Annotated in this window: 14 protein-coding genes; 11 read left to right on the plus strand and 3 right to left on the minus strand. The window is 70.9% G+C overall.

Annotation, left to right across the window (positions count from 1 at the left end):
• Positions 1-220: 220 nt before the first annotated feature.
• The 3 genes from ACF1B9_RS23670 to ACF1B9_RS23680 all read right to left on the minus strand — a co-directional run bounded on the left by ACF1B9_RS23670 (position 221) and on the right by ACF1B9_RS23680 (position 4,028).
• Positions 221-895, minus strand: coding sequence for a response regulator transcription factor (locus ACF1B9_RS23670; RefSeq protein ID WP_305137553.1), 675 nt, complete (start codon positions 893-895; stop codon positions 221-223).
• Between the two features lie 184 nt (positions 896-1,079).
• On the minus strand, positions 1,080-2,435 hold the full coding sequence (locus ACF1B9_RS23675; RefSeq protein WP_391738758.1) for a sensor histidine kinase: 1,356 nt from the start codon (positions 2,433-2,435) through the stop codon (positions 1,080-1,082).
• Between the two features lie 381 nt (positions 2,436-2,816).
• On the minus strand, positions 2,817-4,028 hold the full coding sequence (locus ACF1B9_RS23680) for a sensor histidine kinase (RefSeq protein ID WP_391738760.1): 1,212 nt from the start codon (positions 4,026-4,028) through the stop codon (positions 2,817-2,819).
• A 170-nt stretch (positions 4,029-4,198) separates the two neighbouring features.
• Between ACF1B9_RS23680 and ACF1B9_RS23685 the strand changes: the two genes are divergently transcribed.
• The 11 genes from ACF1B9_RS23685 (at position 4,199) to mscL (ending at position 14,819) form a co-directional block, all read left to right on the plus strand.
• Positions 4,199-4,600, plus strand: coding sequence for an NADH-quinone oxidoreductase subunit A (locus ACF1B9_RS23685; RefSeq protein ID WP_189544080.1), 402 nt, complete (start codon positions 4,199-4,201; stop codon positions 4,598-4,600).
• Positions 4,591-5,268 (plus strand): NADH-quinone oxidoreductase subunit B, encoded by a 678-nt coding sequence (locus ACF1B9_RS23690; protein WP_391738765.1) that lies wholly within the window; start codon positions 4,591-4,593, stop codon positions 5,266-5,268. The genes ACF1B9_RS23685 and ACF1B9_RS23690 overlap by 10 nt, the downstream gene beginning before the upstream one ends.
• Positions 5,265-6,521: an NADH-quinone oxidoreductase subunit C gene (locus ACF1B9_RS23695; RefSeq protein ID WP_391738767.1), complete on the plus strand. Its 1,257-nt coding sequence runs from the start codon at positions 5,265-5,267 to the stop codon at positions 6,519-6,521. Before ACF1B9_RS23690 ends, ACF1B9_RS23695 begins: the two co-directional genes overlap by 4 nt.
• Positions 6,518-7,486, plus strand: a complete 969-nt coding sequence (locus ACF1B9_RS23700) for an NADH-quinone oxidoreductase subunit H (RefSeq protein ID WP_391738769.1) — start codon at positions 6,518-6,520, stop codon at positions 7,484-7,486. The genes ACF1B9_RS23695 and ACF1B9_RS23700 overlap by 4 nt, the downstream gene beginning before the upstream one ends.
• Complete coding sequence (locus ACF1B9_RS23705) at positions 7,486-8,118, plus strand: NuoI/complex I 23 kDa subunit family protein (protein WP_391738771.1); 633 nt, start codon at positions 7,486-7,488, stop codon at positions 8,116-8,118. The genes ACF1B9_RS23700 and ACF1B9_RS23705 overlap by 1 nt, the downstream gene beginning before the upstream one ends.
• A complete protein-coding gene (locus ACF1B9_RS23710) occupies positions 8,115-8,678 on the plus strand; it encodes an NADH-quinone oxidoreductase subunit J (protein ID WP_391738773.1) in 564 nt (187 codons plus the stop codon). The genes ACF1B9_RS23705 and ACF1B9_RS23710 overlap by 4 nt, the downstream gene beginning before the upstream one ends.
• On the plus strand, positions 8,678-9,082 hold the full coding sequence (gene nuoK, locus ACF1B9_RS23715; protein WP_351085000.1) for an NADH-quinone oxidoreductase subunit NuoK: 405 nt from the start codon (positions 8,678-8,680) through the stop codon (positions 9,080-9,082). The genes ACF1B9_RS23710 and nuoK overlap by 1 nt, the downstream gene beginning before the upstream one ends.
• Positions 9,079-11,079, plus strand: a complete 2,001-nt coding sequence (locus ACF1B9_RS23720) for an NADH-quinone oxidoreductase subunit L (RefSeq protein WP_391738775.1) — start codon at positions 9,079-9,081, stop codon at positions 11,077-11,079. The genes nuoK and ACF1B9_RS23720 overlap by 4 nt, the downstream gene beginning before the upstream one ends.
• A 27-nt stretch (positions 11,080-11,106) precedes the next feature.
• On the plus strand, positions 11,107-12,657 hold the full coding sequence (locus ACF1B9_RS23725; protein ID WP_391739313.1) for a NuoM family protein: 1,551 nt from the start codon (positions 11,107-11,109) through the stop codon (positions 12,655-12,657).
• A complete protein-coding gene (locus tag ACF1B9_RS23730; RefSeq protein ID WP_391738777.1) occupies positions 12,654-14,258 on the plus strand; it encodes an NADH-quinone oxidoreductase subunit N in 1,605 nt (534 codons plus the stop codon). The genes ACF1B9_RS23725 and ACF1B9_RS23730 overlap by 4 nt, the downstream gene beginning before the upstream one ends.
• Positions 14,259-14,360: 102 nt before the next feature.
• Complete coding sequence (gene mscL, locus ACF1B9_RS23735) at positions 14,361-14,819, plus strand: large conductance mechanosensitive channel protein MscL (RefSeq protein ID WP_391738779.1); 459 nt, start codon at positions 14,361-14,363, stop codon at positions 14,817-14,819.
• Positions 14,820-15,017 lie beyond the last annotated feature (198 nt).

The raw sequence follows: 15,017 nt of genomic DNA on the forward strand, positions 1-15,017 counted from the left end.
TGGACGTTGTTTTGAGACGCGATTTGATAGCGATTTGTCATGTTTTGCAAGCCCCCCAGCCGTTCGACGAAGACGCTGTGCACTCATTCTTTGGTTCTAGGACCCCGGGGCGCTCTGCGCTGGCCGGGATCCCGGCCACCGCGGTGGCCGACGCCGGCCCCCGCGGTGACCTCGGTGATGCGCGCGACGCCCATCAGATATCTGACAGGGTGTCAGCTCCTCAGGAGTTCAGGTAGGTCAATACCGCCAGCACCCGGCGGTGATCCCCGTCACTGGGCGACAGGCCCAGCTTCAGGAAGATATTGCTGACGTGCTTCTCCACGGCGCCGTCGCTCACCACGAGCTGCCTGGCCACCGCGGAGTTCGTCCGCCCCTCCGCCATCAGGCCGAGGACCTCGCGCTCACGCGGCGTCAGCCCGGCCAGGACGTCCTGCTTACGGCTCCGGCCCAGCAGCTGCGCCACCACCTCCGGGTCCAGCGCCGTGCCGCCCTGCGCCACCCGGACCACCGCGTCCACGAACTCCCGGACCTCGGCGACCCGGTCCTTCAGCAGATACCCCACACCCCGGCTGGACCCGGCCAGCAACTCGGTCGCGTACTGCTCCTCGACGTACTGCGAAAGGACCAGTACCCCGATCCCGGGATAGTCCTTGCGCAGCCGTACGGCCGCCCGCACGCCCTCGTCGGTGTGGGTCGGCGGCATCCGCACGTCGGCGACCACCACATCGGGCAGCGCGTCCTGTCCGGCGAGGTCGTGCACCGTCTTGATCAGCGCCTCGGCGTCCCCCACCCCGGCGACGACGTCATGCCCGAGATCGGTCAGCAGCCGGGTGAGCCCCTCTCGGAGCAGTACCGAATCCTCGGCGATCACTACCCGCACTCTGTCCTCCACCATGACGCTGTTTCCCCCATTGTTCGCTGGTTGTGCCCTTACGGCTTCCAGCATCCCAGTATCGGCAGCGCGGTGTCCCCGGCCGCCGTACCGGCTCGGAATCGAGCCGACGCGGCGGCCGGGGACGAGGAGCAGTGAAAGCCGCTGCGACCTGGGGTTTTCTCGTCACGGCGCCATGGGGGTGTGCTCAGCCGCGCCACGGCAACTCGGCCGTGATCCGCGTCGGACCGCCCTGCGGCGAGTCCACGACGAGGACGCCGTCCACCGCTTCCAGCCGTTCGGCCAGCCCGGCCAGTCCGCTCCCCGACGACATGTCGGCGCCGCCGCGCCCGTTGTCGACGACCTGGACCAGCAGCCGGTCCGCGGTCCGCCACACATCGACCGACGCATGGGTCGCGCGGGCGTGTTTGCTCACGTTCTGCAGCAGTTCGGAGACCGTGAAGTACGCGATGCCCTCGATGGCCTGGGCGGGCCGGGACGCCAGATCCACCTCGACCGTCACGGGGACGGTGCAGCGGGAGGCGATGGCGGAGAGTGCGGCGTCGAGTCCGCGGTCGGTGAGGACGGCGGGGTGGATGCCGCGGGCGAGGTCGCGGAGTTCCTGGAGGGCGACCTTGACCTCGCCGTGGGCCTCGTCGACCATGCGGGCGGCGGCCTCGGGGTCGTCGGTCAGCTTCTCCTTCGCCAGGCCGAGGTCCATGGCGAGGGCGACGAGGCGGGCCTGTGCGCCGTCGTGCAGGTCGCGCTCGATGCGGCGCAGGTCGGCGGCGGCCGTGTCGACGACCACCCCGCGGTCCGACTCCAGCTCCGAGACGCGCGTCGCCAGCCGGGACGGCCCGAGCAGCCCGGCCACCATCAGCCGGTCCACGTTCGTCAGGCCGCGGATGATCCACGGGGTGACGAGGACGACCACCAGACCGCACACGCTGGTCGCGGCCAGATCGAAGGAGGAGTCCAGGTAGACCTGGTGGGTCTTGTCGCCGTACAGCTGAATACCGCCGGTCCCCACGTACGACGGGAAGACCCAGTGCCACAGCGGGTAGGTGAAGGTGGCCCACCCGCACGTCCAGAGCGTCAGCGAGACGACGAAGGCGAAGACCGCCCACGGGAAGTGCAGCAGCGCGTAGAGCAGATGCCGCCAGGAGACCCCGCTCTTGAGGACCGCGCCCACCCAGGGCATCAGGCCGCCGGTCTTGCCGCGCGCCGGTGCCGGGTCCGCCACGTCCAGCTTCAGCAGCCCGCGCGCTCGTGCCCGCTCCAGTGCGCCGAACCCTCGGCACATGACCAGCGTGCCGGCCAGGATCGGGATGCCGAGAAAGGTGATCAGCATGCCGGCGCTCAGGCACGTCAGGGCGACCGAGAGGCTGAACAGCACCGTGCTGATCGGCAGGCTCAGCAGGAGATAGCCGAACTCGCGCCAGGTCCTGCCCTCGAAGGGCGCGCGCAGCGCGGCCGGGAAGAAGTGCTTCTCCGGGGGATGACCCCCGAGACCGGCTCCGGACCGCTGGTGGTCCCGAGTGTCAGGTCCATATGCCGTGGCCATGGGTGCTGTCCGTTTCTTCTCGGCGGTCTGGGATGCGGTCGAGGGTTCGTGCTCCGGGTTCCCCGGGGTTCCGGGATCCGGGATTCCGGGGGCCCGGGTTGCGGGGCGGTGGCCGGTGCCCCGGTGGTTCCGGGGCTCCGGCCGCTCCATCAAGGGTGCTGGGCCTCGGGCCGGCGCACCATGAGGGCGGTATCCGTCTTCGACCGGGGGTTTCCCCCACCTGGCGAGGGCGGCCGGGGAGTGTCCGCCCCGGAGAGCATGCCGGATCGGGCGGGATCGTGCCGGGCCGGGGCGGGCTGGATCCCGCCGGGCCGGACGGGATGGGGCGGCCCCGGGCCGGCCGGGATCGGGTGGGTCCGGGCCGGCCGGGCCCAACCGGCTCTACGGGCGCCTGGCCGCCCGGGGGCGGTTCGGCTCCTTCTCCCCGTCCCGGTCCCGCCAGGGCAGTTCCGCGGTGACCGTCGTGGGCCCACCGACCGGTGAGTCGAGGACGAACAGCCCGTCGACGGCACCCAGCCGTTCGGCCAGCCCGGCCATGCCCGTACCGCCGTCCATCCGGGCTCCGCCCTGCCCGTCGTCGGTGACCTGGACCAGCAGTCGGTCCCCGGCCCGCCACACCTCGACGGACGCCGAACGGGCGGCGCTGTGTTTGCTCACGTTCTGCAGCAGCTCGGAGACCGTGAAGTACGCGATGCCCTCGATGGCTTCGGCGGGCCGGGACGCCAGATCCACCCCCACCGTCACGGGGACGGTGCAGCGGGAGGCGATGGCGGAGAGTGCGGCGTCGAGTCCGCGGTCGGTGAGGACGGCGGGGTGGATGCCGCGGGCGAGGTCGCGGAGTTCCTGGAGGGCGACCTTGACCTCGCCGTGGGCCTCGTCGACCATGCGGGCGGCGGCCTCGGGGTCGTCGGTCAGCTTCTCCTTCGCCAGGCCGAGGTCCATGGCGAGGGCGACGAGGCGGGCCTGTGCGCCGTCGTGCAGGTCGCGCTCGATGCGGCGCAGGTCGGCGGCGGCCGTGTCGACGACCACCCCGCGGTCCGACTCCAGCTCGGCGATCCTGCGCTCCAGCTCGTCGGAGGGCGACAGCAGCCCGCGCGCCATCGCCCGGTCGGCATTGGCGAGGAACCGCGCGATGAAGGGGAGCACCGGCCACAGCAGGAAGAGGCTCACAAGGACCACGACGAATGTGAGTACGCCCCAGGGCAGCCGGATGAAGGAGTACAACACTGCCCGCCAGCCCACCGGGTCCATCAGGCTCGACCACAGCCAGGGGAAGAAGCCCTGCTCGCGGCGGGACAGGACCGTCGGGCTGGGCTCGTCGACCCACACCCCGAGCAGCGCCCGCGCCCGGCCCCGCTCGGCCCGGCCGATCAGCCGCGCTCCCTGCAGCCCGGCGGCGAGCAGAGGGAGACCGATCACCGTGACCGCGAGCCCCATGCCGATGGCGATCATGACAACTGTGTAAACAAACCCGGCCAGGGCCATGGGGAGGTTGGCCAGCAGATGGCCGATCTCCTTCCATGTCCACCGATCGAGGGCGAAGCGGGCGGGCGGTGGCCGGTCGTTGTCGGGCACCAGGGGGCTCATGGTCATACGCACCAGCCTGCCGGGCGGCGCCCGCGCATGCCATGGGGCTCGTGGGTGGCGTGAAGTAGGGATAACCCCACCCGTTGTCCGATGCGGCTGCTTACCCTCCCTTTAACAGGGCCTAGACTCCCGTGCGTACAGATCGTCGAACGGGTTCGAGGGAGCGAGGGACGGACGTGGCGGATCTGCCGGAATCGACCGTTCTCGCGTCGGACTACTTCCACGGCTATTCCGTGGTCGGACTGCTCGCCGTGATCGGTGTGCTGTTCGTCGCGGTGGCCTTCGGGGCAGGCCGACTGCTGCGCCCCGTGGTGCCCACGCCGGAGAAACTCCTGACGTACGAGTGCGGCGTGGACCCGGTGGGTGAAGGATGGGCACATACCCAGGTCCGTTATTACGTCTATGCCTTCCTGTACGTGATCTTCGCCGTCGACTCGATCTTCCTGTTTCCGTGGGCGACCGTATTCGCCGCTCCCGGATACGGGGCGACGACTCTGGTGGAAATGTTCATCTTCCTCGGTTTCCTGGCCGTAGGACTGCTCTACGCATGGAAGAAGGGCGTCCTCGAATGGACGTGACGAGCCCGCCGCCCCCCGAGCACCGCCCCGCAGCGCGATCGGGGACGGAGCCGGTGCCCGGGGCGGGGCCCGAACCGCAGCCCGTTCCGACGTTCCTGCCGGAGCCCAAGCGGCTCGGCGTCCTGTCGCGCCTGGCCCCGGAGCCGATGAAGGTGATCCTGAACTGGGGCCGCCGCTACAGCCTCTGGGTCTTCAACTTCGGGCTCGCCTGCTGCGCCATCGAATTCATCGCCGCCTCCATGGCCCGGCACGACTTCATCCGGCTCGGAGTGATCCCCTTCGCGCCCGGTCCGCGCCAGGCAGACCTCATGATCGTTTCCGGCACGGTGACGGACAAGATGGCCCCGGCCGTGAAGCGGCTGTACGAGCAGATGCCCGAGCCCAAGTACGTCATCTCCTTCGGCGCCTGCTCCAACTGCGGCGGCCCGTACTGGGACTCGTACTCCGTGACGAAGGGCGTCGACCAGATCATCCCGGTCGATGTCTACGTACCCGGCTGCCCGCCCCGGCCCGAGGCGCTCCTCCAGGGCATCCTCAAGCTTCAGGAGAAGATCGCCCGCGAGTCGCTGGGCGAGCGCTACACGCCGGGCGGTGGCCGTCCCTCCACCGCCGCACTGCGCAGCGGCCTGGTGGCCGCCCCGCCGACACCGGGGGAGGACCGCACATGACCGACGCCTCTGCCGGCGACGCCTACGACCGCCTCCCGGATGCCGCGGCCGAGCTCTTCGGCGAGGGAGCGACGGCCGAGTCCGCGTACGACCTGCTGACCGTCGACGTCCCGGCCGCCTCCTGGACCGCCGCCCTCGAAACGGCCCGCGACACGCTGGGCTGCACCTATTTCGACTGGCTGAGCGCGGTCGACGAGCCGGGCACGGGCTTCAGCGTCTGCGTCCACGTCGCCGCCCTGGCCGAGGGCAGGGTCCGTCGGCTCCTGATCCGTACGACCGTCGCGCACGACGCGGCGGTCCTCCCCACCGCCGTCGACATCTACGCGGGCGCCGCCTGGCACGAGCGCGAGACACACGAGATGTTCGGCATCGGCTTCGAGGGCCATCCGCATCTGGTGCCGCTGCTGCTGCCCGAGGGCTTCGAGGGCCATCCGCTGCGCAAGGACTTCGTGCTGGCGGCACGCGTCGCGAAGGCCTGGCCGGGTGCGAAGGAGCCGGGCGAGTCGGAGCACGGCGGCCCGAAGCGGCGCACGATGCTGCCGCCCGGCGTCCCCGATCCGAACGAATGGGGCCCCTTGAAGGGCCAGCTCCCGCCCGCCCCGTCCCGCCCGGCCCGTACCCCGCGCACCGCGGGTGACCGCCCGGTGCGCCGCGCCCGCAGTGTGAGCGAGGGCTCGGCGAGCCAGCAGCCGGAGCGGGCGGCGTCGACGGCCGGGTCCGCGCCTCCCGCAGCCCCGCGCCGTGCCCGGAGCGCGTCGCAGGGCTCGGCGAGCCAGCGGCCCGAGCCGGAGAAGCCGACCACGACCGGACCGGCCACGACCGGACCGGCCACGACCGGACCGGCCGCATCCGGGACGACACCGATGGGATCGACCTCGGACCAGGCGGCCCAGGACCAGGCGGCCCGGAACCAGACAGCTCCGGGCGGGGCAGGTCCGGGCGCGGCGGCCCCGGAGCCCTCGCGGAAGAAGCCGACGCCGAAGTCGGGAAGCGGCGACGCCCCGTGGCACCACGCCCGCCCCGCCTACGACGCCACTTCCGAGCCCGAACCGTCCGCGGCGGACGCGTCCGAGCCCGAACCGTCCTCCACCGACGCCCCCGAACCCGAGCCGTCTTCCACGGGCGCCCCCGAACCCGAGCCGTCCTCCACGGGCGCCCGCGACGAGACGGCCCCCGACCAGCCCACCACCCCGGCCCCGGATCCCACGTCCGAGCCGCATCCCGACCGTCCTTCCGGAGGCGATGGCGCGTGAACGACGTACTCGACGTCGCCCTCCGGCTCGTCATCGTCTTCGCCGTGTTCATGGTCCTCCCGCTCGTCGTCGGGCAGACCGAGCACAAGGTGATGGCCCATATGCAGGGCCGCCTGGGACCCATGTACGCGGGCGGCTTCCACGGCTGGGCCCAGCTCGTCGCGGACGGCGTGAAGTTCGCGCAGAAGGAAGACATCGTCCCGGCCGAGGCCGACCGCCGCGTTTTCCAGCTCGCACCGGCCGTCGCCCTGCTTCCGTACCTCCTCGTGCTCGTCGCCATCCCGATCGGCCCCGGCGAGGGCGCGGTCGGACAGGTCGTCGACGCGGGCATCTTCTTCGTGCTCGCCGTGATGGGCGTCGGAGTGCTGGGCTCACTGATGGCGGGCTGGGCCTCGGCCAACAAATTCTCCCTCCTCGGGGGCCTGCGTACCGCAGCCCAGCTGCTCGCCTACGAACTGCCGATGCTGCTCGCCGCCGCCTCCGTGGCCATGGCGGCCGGCACCGTCTCCCTCCCGGGCATCCTCGACGCCTTCGAGTGGTGGTGGCTGCCCTGGCAGATCGTCGGCGCCCTGGTCTTCTTCGTGGCCGGGCTCGCCGAGCTGCAGCGCCCGCCGTTCGACATGCCGGTCGCCGACTCGGAGATCATCTTCGGCGCGTACACCGAGTACACCGGCCTCCGTTTCGCGCTGTTCCTGCTGGCCGAGTACGCGGGCATCGTCGTCCTGTGCGGACTGACCACCGTCCTCTTCCTCGGCGGCTGGCACGGTCCGTTCGGCGCCGACGGCCTCGGCTGGCTCTGGACGCTCCTCAAGATCGCGGTCCTCGCCTTCGTCGTCATCTGGCTGCGCGTGAGCTATCCCCGGCTCCGCGAGGACCAGCTGCAGAAGCTCGCCTGGACCACCCTCATTCCGCTCGCTCTCGCGCAGATCGCGCTCACCGGCATCGTGAAGGTGGCGATGAACTGATGGCCGAGTCGCTCCCGACCTCCCGGCCCCGCATCCCCGGCTCCGGCCTGGCCAAGGGCCTGGCCGTCACCCTGCGGACGATGACGAGGAAGACGGTCACCGCGCAGTACCCGGACGTCCAGCCCGAGCTCCCGCCCCGCTCCCGCGGCGTCATCGCCCTGTTCGAGGAGAACTGCACGGTCTGCATGCTCTGCGCCCGTGAATGCCCGGACTGGTGCATCTACATCGACTCCCACAAGGAGACGGTGCCCGCCGCCGCCCCGGGCGGCCGCGAGCGCAGCCGCAATGTCCTCGACCGTTTCGCGATCGACTTCTCGCTCTGCATGTACTGCGGTATCTGTATCGAGGTGTGTCCCTTCGACGCACTGTTCTGGTCGCCGGAGTTCGAGTACGCGGAGACGGACATCCTCGAACTCACTCATGAGCGCGACAAGCTCCGCGAGTGGATGTGGACGGTGCCGGAACCGCCCGCGCTCGACCCGGGCGCGGAGGAACCGAAGGAGATCGCCGCCGCCCGCAAGACGGCGGAGAAGCTCGAAGCCCAGCGGATCAAGGAAGTCGAACAGGCACAGCAGGCACAGGAAGCCCAGCAGTCCCAGCAGGTCCCGACGGAAGAAGAGGGGGAGGAGTGACACTCGCAGCCGCCGCGGCCCACTCCGCCTCCTCCGGCTTCCTCTCACCGACCGGCATCGAGATCGCTTTCGTCCTCGTCGGCATCGCCACCCTCGGCGCGGCCCTCGTCACCGTCACGACCAGGCAGCTGGTGCACGCCGCCCTCTGGCTGGTCGTGGCGCTCGGTGGTCTCGCCGTCGAGTACCTCCTGCTCACCGCGGAGTTCATCGCCTGGGTGCAGGTACTGATCTATGTCGGTTCCGTGGTCGTCCTCCTGCTCTTCGGACTGATGCTCACCAAGGCCCCCATCGGCCGCTCCCCGGATGCCGATTCGGGCAACCGCTGGGCCGCCCTCGGGGTGGCGGCGGCCGCCGCCGGCACACTCGTCTGGGTCGTCGTCGACGCCTTCCGCACCACCTGGATCGACCTGGACGGGCCGGCCCGGGGCTCGACCGAGGCGACCGGTTCCTTCCTCTTCCGGCACTGGGTGCTGCCGTTCGAAGCACTCTCCGTCCTGCTGCTCGCCGCCCTCGTCGGCGCGATCGTCCTGTCCCGCAAGCGCGGTAAGGAGCAGAGCTGATGCACCTCGCCTATCCCGCAGTGCTCGCCGCCCTCCTCTTCTGCACCGGGCTGTACGGAGTGCTCGCCCGCCGCAACGCGATCCTGGTCCTGATGTCCGTCGAGCTGATGCTCAACGCCGTCAACCTCAACCTGGTCGCCTTCGACGTCTGGCTCCGCGACACCCTCCACTCCGGCCAGGCCCTCACACTGTTCACCATCGCCATCGCCGCTGCGGAGATCGGCATCGGCCTGTCGATCGTCCTCGCCGTCCACCGCAACCGCGGCACCTCCGACGTCGACCGCCTCCGAGACACCGCCGAGACCGACGCCGCCGAATCCCTCCCCGGCGACGAGGCCATCGGCACCGAAGACCAGGCCACTGCTGCGGCAGGGAAGGCAAAGAAGGCAGAGGCCACCGCGTGACCACCACGACCCTCGCCGTCCTCGTCCCCCTCCTTCCGTTCCTGGGCGCCGCGGCCGGTCTCCTTCTCGGACGCCGCGCGCCCGGCTACGTACGCCCCCTGGCCGTACTGCCCACGCTCACCGCCTTCGTGCTCACCGCCGTCATCGCCTCCCGCCAGGGCGGGGGACGGGCCATCGACGCGGCGACCCGGCTCACCCCCACCGGCTCGGTCCCCATCGACCTTGCCCTGCACCTCGACGGCTTCGCCGTTCTCGTCGCAGTCCTGGTGGGGCTCGTCGCGACCTGCGTGCAGATCTACTCGACCGCCTATCTGCGCGACGATCCCCGCTACCCCTCGTACGCGGCCCTCGTCTCCCTCTTCACCTCCGCGATGCTGCTCGTCGTCTACTCCGGCGACCTGATGGTGCTGCTGGTCGGCTGGGAGATCATGGGCATCTGCTCGTACTTCCTCGTCGGCCACTACTGGGAGACGGCCGAAGCCCGCGCCGCCTCCCTCAAGGCCTTCCTGGTCACCAAGCTCGGCGACGTCCCCTTCCTGATCGGCCTGTTCGCGCTCGCCGCCGACACGGGCTCGTTCCGCATCACCCGCATCCTGGGCGCCGTCGCGAACGGCGGTCTGGACCACCCCACGCTCATCGCCCTGCTGCTCCTCGCGGGCGTCGCCGGCAAGTCCGCCCAGTTCCCCCTGCACACCTGGCTGCCCGACGCGATGGCCGGCCCGACCCCCGTCTCCGCGCTGATCCACGCCGCGACGATGGTCGCCGCCGGCATCTACTTCGTGGCCCGGCTCCTGCCCGTCTTCGCCCAGTCCGGCGCGGCCCTCGTCGTCCTCGCCGTGATGGCGGCGATCACGATGATCGGCTCGGGAATCGCCGCCCTCGCCCAGGACGACATCAAACGCGTCCTCGCGTACTCGACGATCGGCCAGCTCGGCTACATGTCCGGTGCCCTGGCCGTCGGCGATCGCGGCGCCGCCGTCTTCCACCTCCTGTCCCACGGTGCGTTCAAGGCCGTCCTCTTCCTCGCGGCGGGCGTCGTCATCCACGCCGCCGGGACCAACTCGCTGGCCGCCATGTCCCGCATGGGCGGCCTGGCGAAGCGCATCCCGGACGCCTGCTGGACGATGACCGTCGCCCTTCTCGCGCTCGCCGCCATCCCGCCGTTCGCCGGCTTCTTCTCCAAGGAAGCCGTCCTCGTCGCAGCCGAGCACACGGCCCTCGGGGACCGGCACGTCGCCCCGGCCGCCGCCGGCTGGACCGTCCTCGTCGCCGGACTGCTCGCCGCCGTCCTCACCGCCGCCTACGCCACCCGCCTCTGGCTCCTCGCCTTCCGGGGCCGCGGTGCCGAAGCCCCCGATCACGGCAGGCAGCCCGTCGCGATGACCGCCGTCCTCTGGGTCCTCGCCGTCCCCACCATCGCCTTCGGACTGACCGTCGGAGCGATCACCGACTGGTTCGACGGGCACAGCCTCAGCCCGTCCCTGACCACCGCCGTCCTCTCCACCGGCGTCGGGCTCGTCGGCGGCCTCGTCACGTACGGCGCCTGGCGCCACACCTCGGCGCTCGCCGCCCGCACCCCGGCGGGCATGGTTGTCGCCCACCCCGACGCCGAACCCGCACTCGTCGAAGCCCAGGCGATGACGGCCCACACAGCCGCCTACGGCGCGGACGGAGAGGTCCCCGACCCGGCCGACCCGGGCCGCCTGCTGCTGGGCCCGCTGCACCGCCACGCCGCCGCCGGCTTCCACCTCGACGCCCTGTACACGACGCTGTTCGTCCGCCCCGTACGGGCCGCGGCGAGTCTCGTCAGCTTCCTGGACCGCGAGGTCGTCGACACATACGTACGCGGCTCCGGCACCGGCGCCCGCTGGCTCGGCACCGCCGTCCGCCGTGCCCAGACCGGCAATGTGCAGACCTACCTCAGCGCACTCCTCGCCGGTTCCCTGGTCCTGGCGGTCGCCGCCGTCGTCTTCGCCACCATCAACGCCGGGTCGTGAGCCGTGATCGATATCAGCGCATCCGTGATGCAGTTCCTTCTCGCGTTCATCGTGGTCGCCCCCCTCGTCGGCGCCGCGGCCGCGCTCCTGCCGGCCCCGCCCGGACTGAAGGGATCCAGCCCCGACCAGGCCGTGCTCCGCCACGGTGTGACCGTCACCGGCGCGATCCTTCTCGCCACGATCGTGCTGGCCGCCGGCTTCGACCACGACCATCCGTCGAAGATGCAGGCCACCACCGACATCAGCTGGATCCCGGCGCTCGACGTCCGCATCCATCTCGGCATCGACGGCATCTCGCTCCCCCTTCTCGTGCTGACCGCGCTGCTGACCTTCCTCTGCGCGCTCTACAGCTACTTCAAGATGCCTGCGGGCCCCTCCCCGAAGGCCTTCGTCGCACTCGTCCTCGTCCTGGAGTCCGGCACCCTCGCGACCTTCGCCGTCCTCGACCTGCTGCTGTTCTTCCTGGCGTTCGAGATGGTGCTCATCCCGATGTACTTCCTCATCGCCCGCTGGGGCGGTGCCGCGAGGCAGGCCGCCGCCTGGAAGTTCATCCTCTACACACTGCTCGGCTCGGTGATCATGCTGCTGGGCCTGCTCCTCATCGGACTGAAGAGCGGCACCTTCGACATGGTGGCACTCGCCACTGACAACGGCCGGGGCCTCACCTCGTCCGTGCAGGTCATCGCCGTTCTGGCGATCGGTGTCGGGCTTGCCGTGAAGACCCCGATGTGGCCGCTGCACAGCTGGCTCCCGGACGCCCACACCGCCGCCCCGACCGTCGGCTCGGTCCTGCTGGCGGGCGTCCTGCTGAAGATGGGCACGTACGGATTCGTCCGTATCCTGCTTCCCATCGCCCCGGACGGGATGCACACCTTCGCGCCCTACCTCGCCGCCTTCGCGGTCGTCGGCATCGTCTACGGATCGCTCGCCTGCCTCGCGCTGGTCCGGCCGGGCTCCAAGGGCGATCTCAAGCGCCTGATCGCTTACTCCTCCGTCGGACACATGGGCTTCGTGCTCCTCGGCATCGCGAGCATGACCCCCACCGGGGTCAACGGCGCGCTCTTCGCCAACATCGCCCACGGCCTCATCACCGGCCTGCTGTTCTTCCTGGTGGGCGCGGTCAAGGACCGGTACGGCACCGCAGACCTCGACACCCTCTCCGGCGCCACCGGGGCCGCGCTCTACGGCCGCGCGCCCCGCCTCGGCGGCCTCCTCGCCTTCGCCGCCGTCGCCTCCCTGGGCCTGCCCGGACTCGCCGGTTTCTGGGGCGAGATGCTCGCCCTGTTCGGCTCGTTCGACCCGGCCGAGGGGCTCAGCCGCCCCGCCTTCCTCACCTTCATGTCGATCGCCGCGTTCGGCACCCTGCTCACCGCCGCGTACATGCTCCTGGTCGTGCGCCGGGTCTGCATGGGCGAGAAGCGCGAAGAAACGCACCGGATCGCCGACATCCAGAGCTACGAATTCGCCGCCTGGACCCCGCTCGTCGCCCTCACCGTCCTCGCCGGCCTGTGGCCCGCCGTCCTCCTCGGCCTCACCGACCCTGCCGTGCAGAAGCTCCTCGCAGGAGGCAAGTCGTGACCACAGCCGTCGTCCCCCCGGGCGTCGTCACCACAGCGGCCGAGAACACCACCAGCCTCGTCCAGTCCGTCGACTGGCTCGCCATCGCGCCCCCGGTCGTCGTCGCGGCCGTCGCCCTGATCGTCCTGGTCGCCGACCTCTTCCTCCCCGAGGAGCGCAAGCCGCTCCTCGGATGGGTCACCATGGCCGGACTCGTCGCCGCACTCGCCTTCCTCGTCCCGCTGCGCGACGGAGACCGCTCCACCTTCTGCCTGACCGCCGCTGCCACCGGCACCGGTGGCAGCGGGGCCTGCAGCTACACCGCCGACCACTTCGCCCTCGTCATCCAGGCCCTGGTGCTCGGCGGCGCCCTGCTGACCGCCCTGCTCTCCCTCGGCGACGCACGCAGGCTCCCCGCGGGCGAGTTCTGGTTCCTCCTGCTGTCCTCGGCGTCGGGCGCGGCACTCCTGCCTGCCGCCCGCGACCTCGCCACCCTGGTGATCGCCCTCGAAGTCGCCTCGCTGCCCGCCTTCGCCCTGGTCGGCATGAAGCGCGGCGACCGGCGGTCCTCCGAAGCCGCGCTGAAGTTCTTCCTCTCCTCCGTCGTCGCGACCGCCGTCATGCTGCTCGGCGTCAGCTTCGTGTACGTGACCACCGGCACCCTGCACCTCACGGAGCTCGCCACCCGGCTCGACGACGTGCCGGGGCAGCTCGACACGCTCGCCAAGGCGGGCGTCGTCCTCACCCTGGTCGGCTTCGCCTTCAAGACGGCCGCCGCGCCCTTCCACTTCTGGGTGCCCGACACCTATGTCGGCGCCCCCCTGCCGGTCGCCGCCTACCTCTCGGTAGTCGGGAAGGCGGTCGGCTTCTCCGGCCTCATCCTCGTCACCGTGATCGCGTTCCCGGCGTACGCCGACGTCTGGGGACCGGCCCTCGCCGTCCTCGCCGCGCTCACCATGACGATCGGCAACGTGGCCGCCCTGCGCCAGAACGCCACCCGCGTCCGCAGCGCCGTACGCCTGCTCGCCTGGTCGTCCGTCGCCCAGGCCGGCTACCTCCTGGTGCCGATCGCCGCCGCCGCGTACTCCAGTGACGAACACATCGGCTCCACCGTCGCGTACGCCCTCATGTACGCCGTCGTGAACCTGGGCGCCTTCGCGGTCGCCGCTCTCGTCGCCCGCACGAGCGCGGGGAACCGGCTCTCCGACTACCGCGGCCTGTACGCCACCCGCCCCCTCGCCGCCCTCGCGATGGCCTTTTTCCTGCTCTGCCTGGCCGGCCTGCCGCCCGGCATCGTCGGCCTCTTCGCCAAGGTCACGGTCTTCTCCGCGGCCGTCGACGCGGGACTCGGCTGGCTCGCCGTCGTCATGGCCGTCAACGTCGTGATCGCGCTCTACTACTACCTGCAGTGGACCGCCGCGCTCTTCCGTTCCCCGGAGGAGGCCTCGGAGGACGGAGCCGTACCCGTGGCGGACGGCGGACCCGCAAGCGCCGCCGTTCCCGCCGGACACCGTGCCCCGGCCCACCTCACCCTCGCGATCGCCCTCACCGCCGTCGTCGGTGTGCTGCTCTCCGGCGCCCCGCAGACGGTCCTCAGGTTCGCCGCCGTCAATCTCTTCTGACACTCCGACGTTCTCAAGATCGGTTTGCCCGGCACCGCCCGCACAGGGCAAGGTCATGCCCGCACATCCCCACACGCACCCATTTCCAGAGGAGCAAGAGCAGTGCTGAACGGGTTCAAGGACTTCATCCTGCGCGGAAACGTCATCTCCATGGCCATCGGGCTGGCCGTGGGAGCCGCGTTCACCGCAGTCGTCACCGGATTCAGCACCGCCTTCATCACGCCGCTGATCGGGCTCGCCACCGGCTCCGTCGGCGACTTCAGCTCGGCGGAGTTCTCGATCGAGGGCGCCATCTTCCCGTACGGGAAGTTCCTGGCCGCCGCCATCGCCTTCCTGATCACCGCAGCGGTGCTCTACTTCGGCGTCGTCGTTCCCATGACTAAGGTCCAGAACCGCTTCTCCAAGGAGGACGAGAAGGTCGACATCAAGGCCGCCCTGCGCGACTGCCCCCGCTGCTACACCGAGATCCCGGCCATCGCCTCGCGCTGCGCCCACTGCACCAGTGAGATCAAGCCGGACCCCGAGGCCCTCGCACTCGCCGACCTCCCCGCCCAGCGCTGAGCCACCGGGCACGGACCGTCGCACGCGGCCCCTCCACTCGTACGGCCCAGAGCCTGATCCGGCCACATGTGCCGGACAGACCCGGTCCCACGGCCGCACGCACAAGGGAACTAGCTCTCCTCGCCTGGCGTTGACCTGTACGGGAGGCTCCACTGGGGGAGTGGAGACCACCAAGCAAAGGGTTCCCCTGCCGCACCA

Source organism: Streptomyces sp. NPDC014727, from assembly GCF_043083485.1.
In the GTDB taxonomy this organism is placed as follows: domain Bacteria; phylum Actinomycetota; class Actinomycetes; order Streptomycetales; family Streptomycetaceae; genus Streptomyces.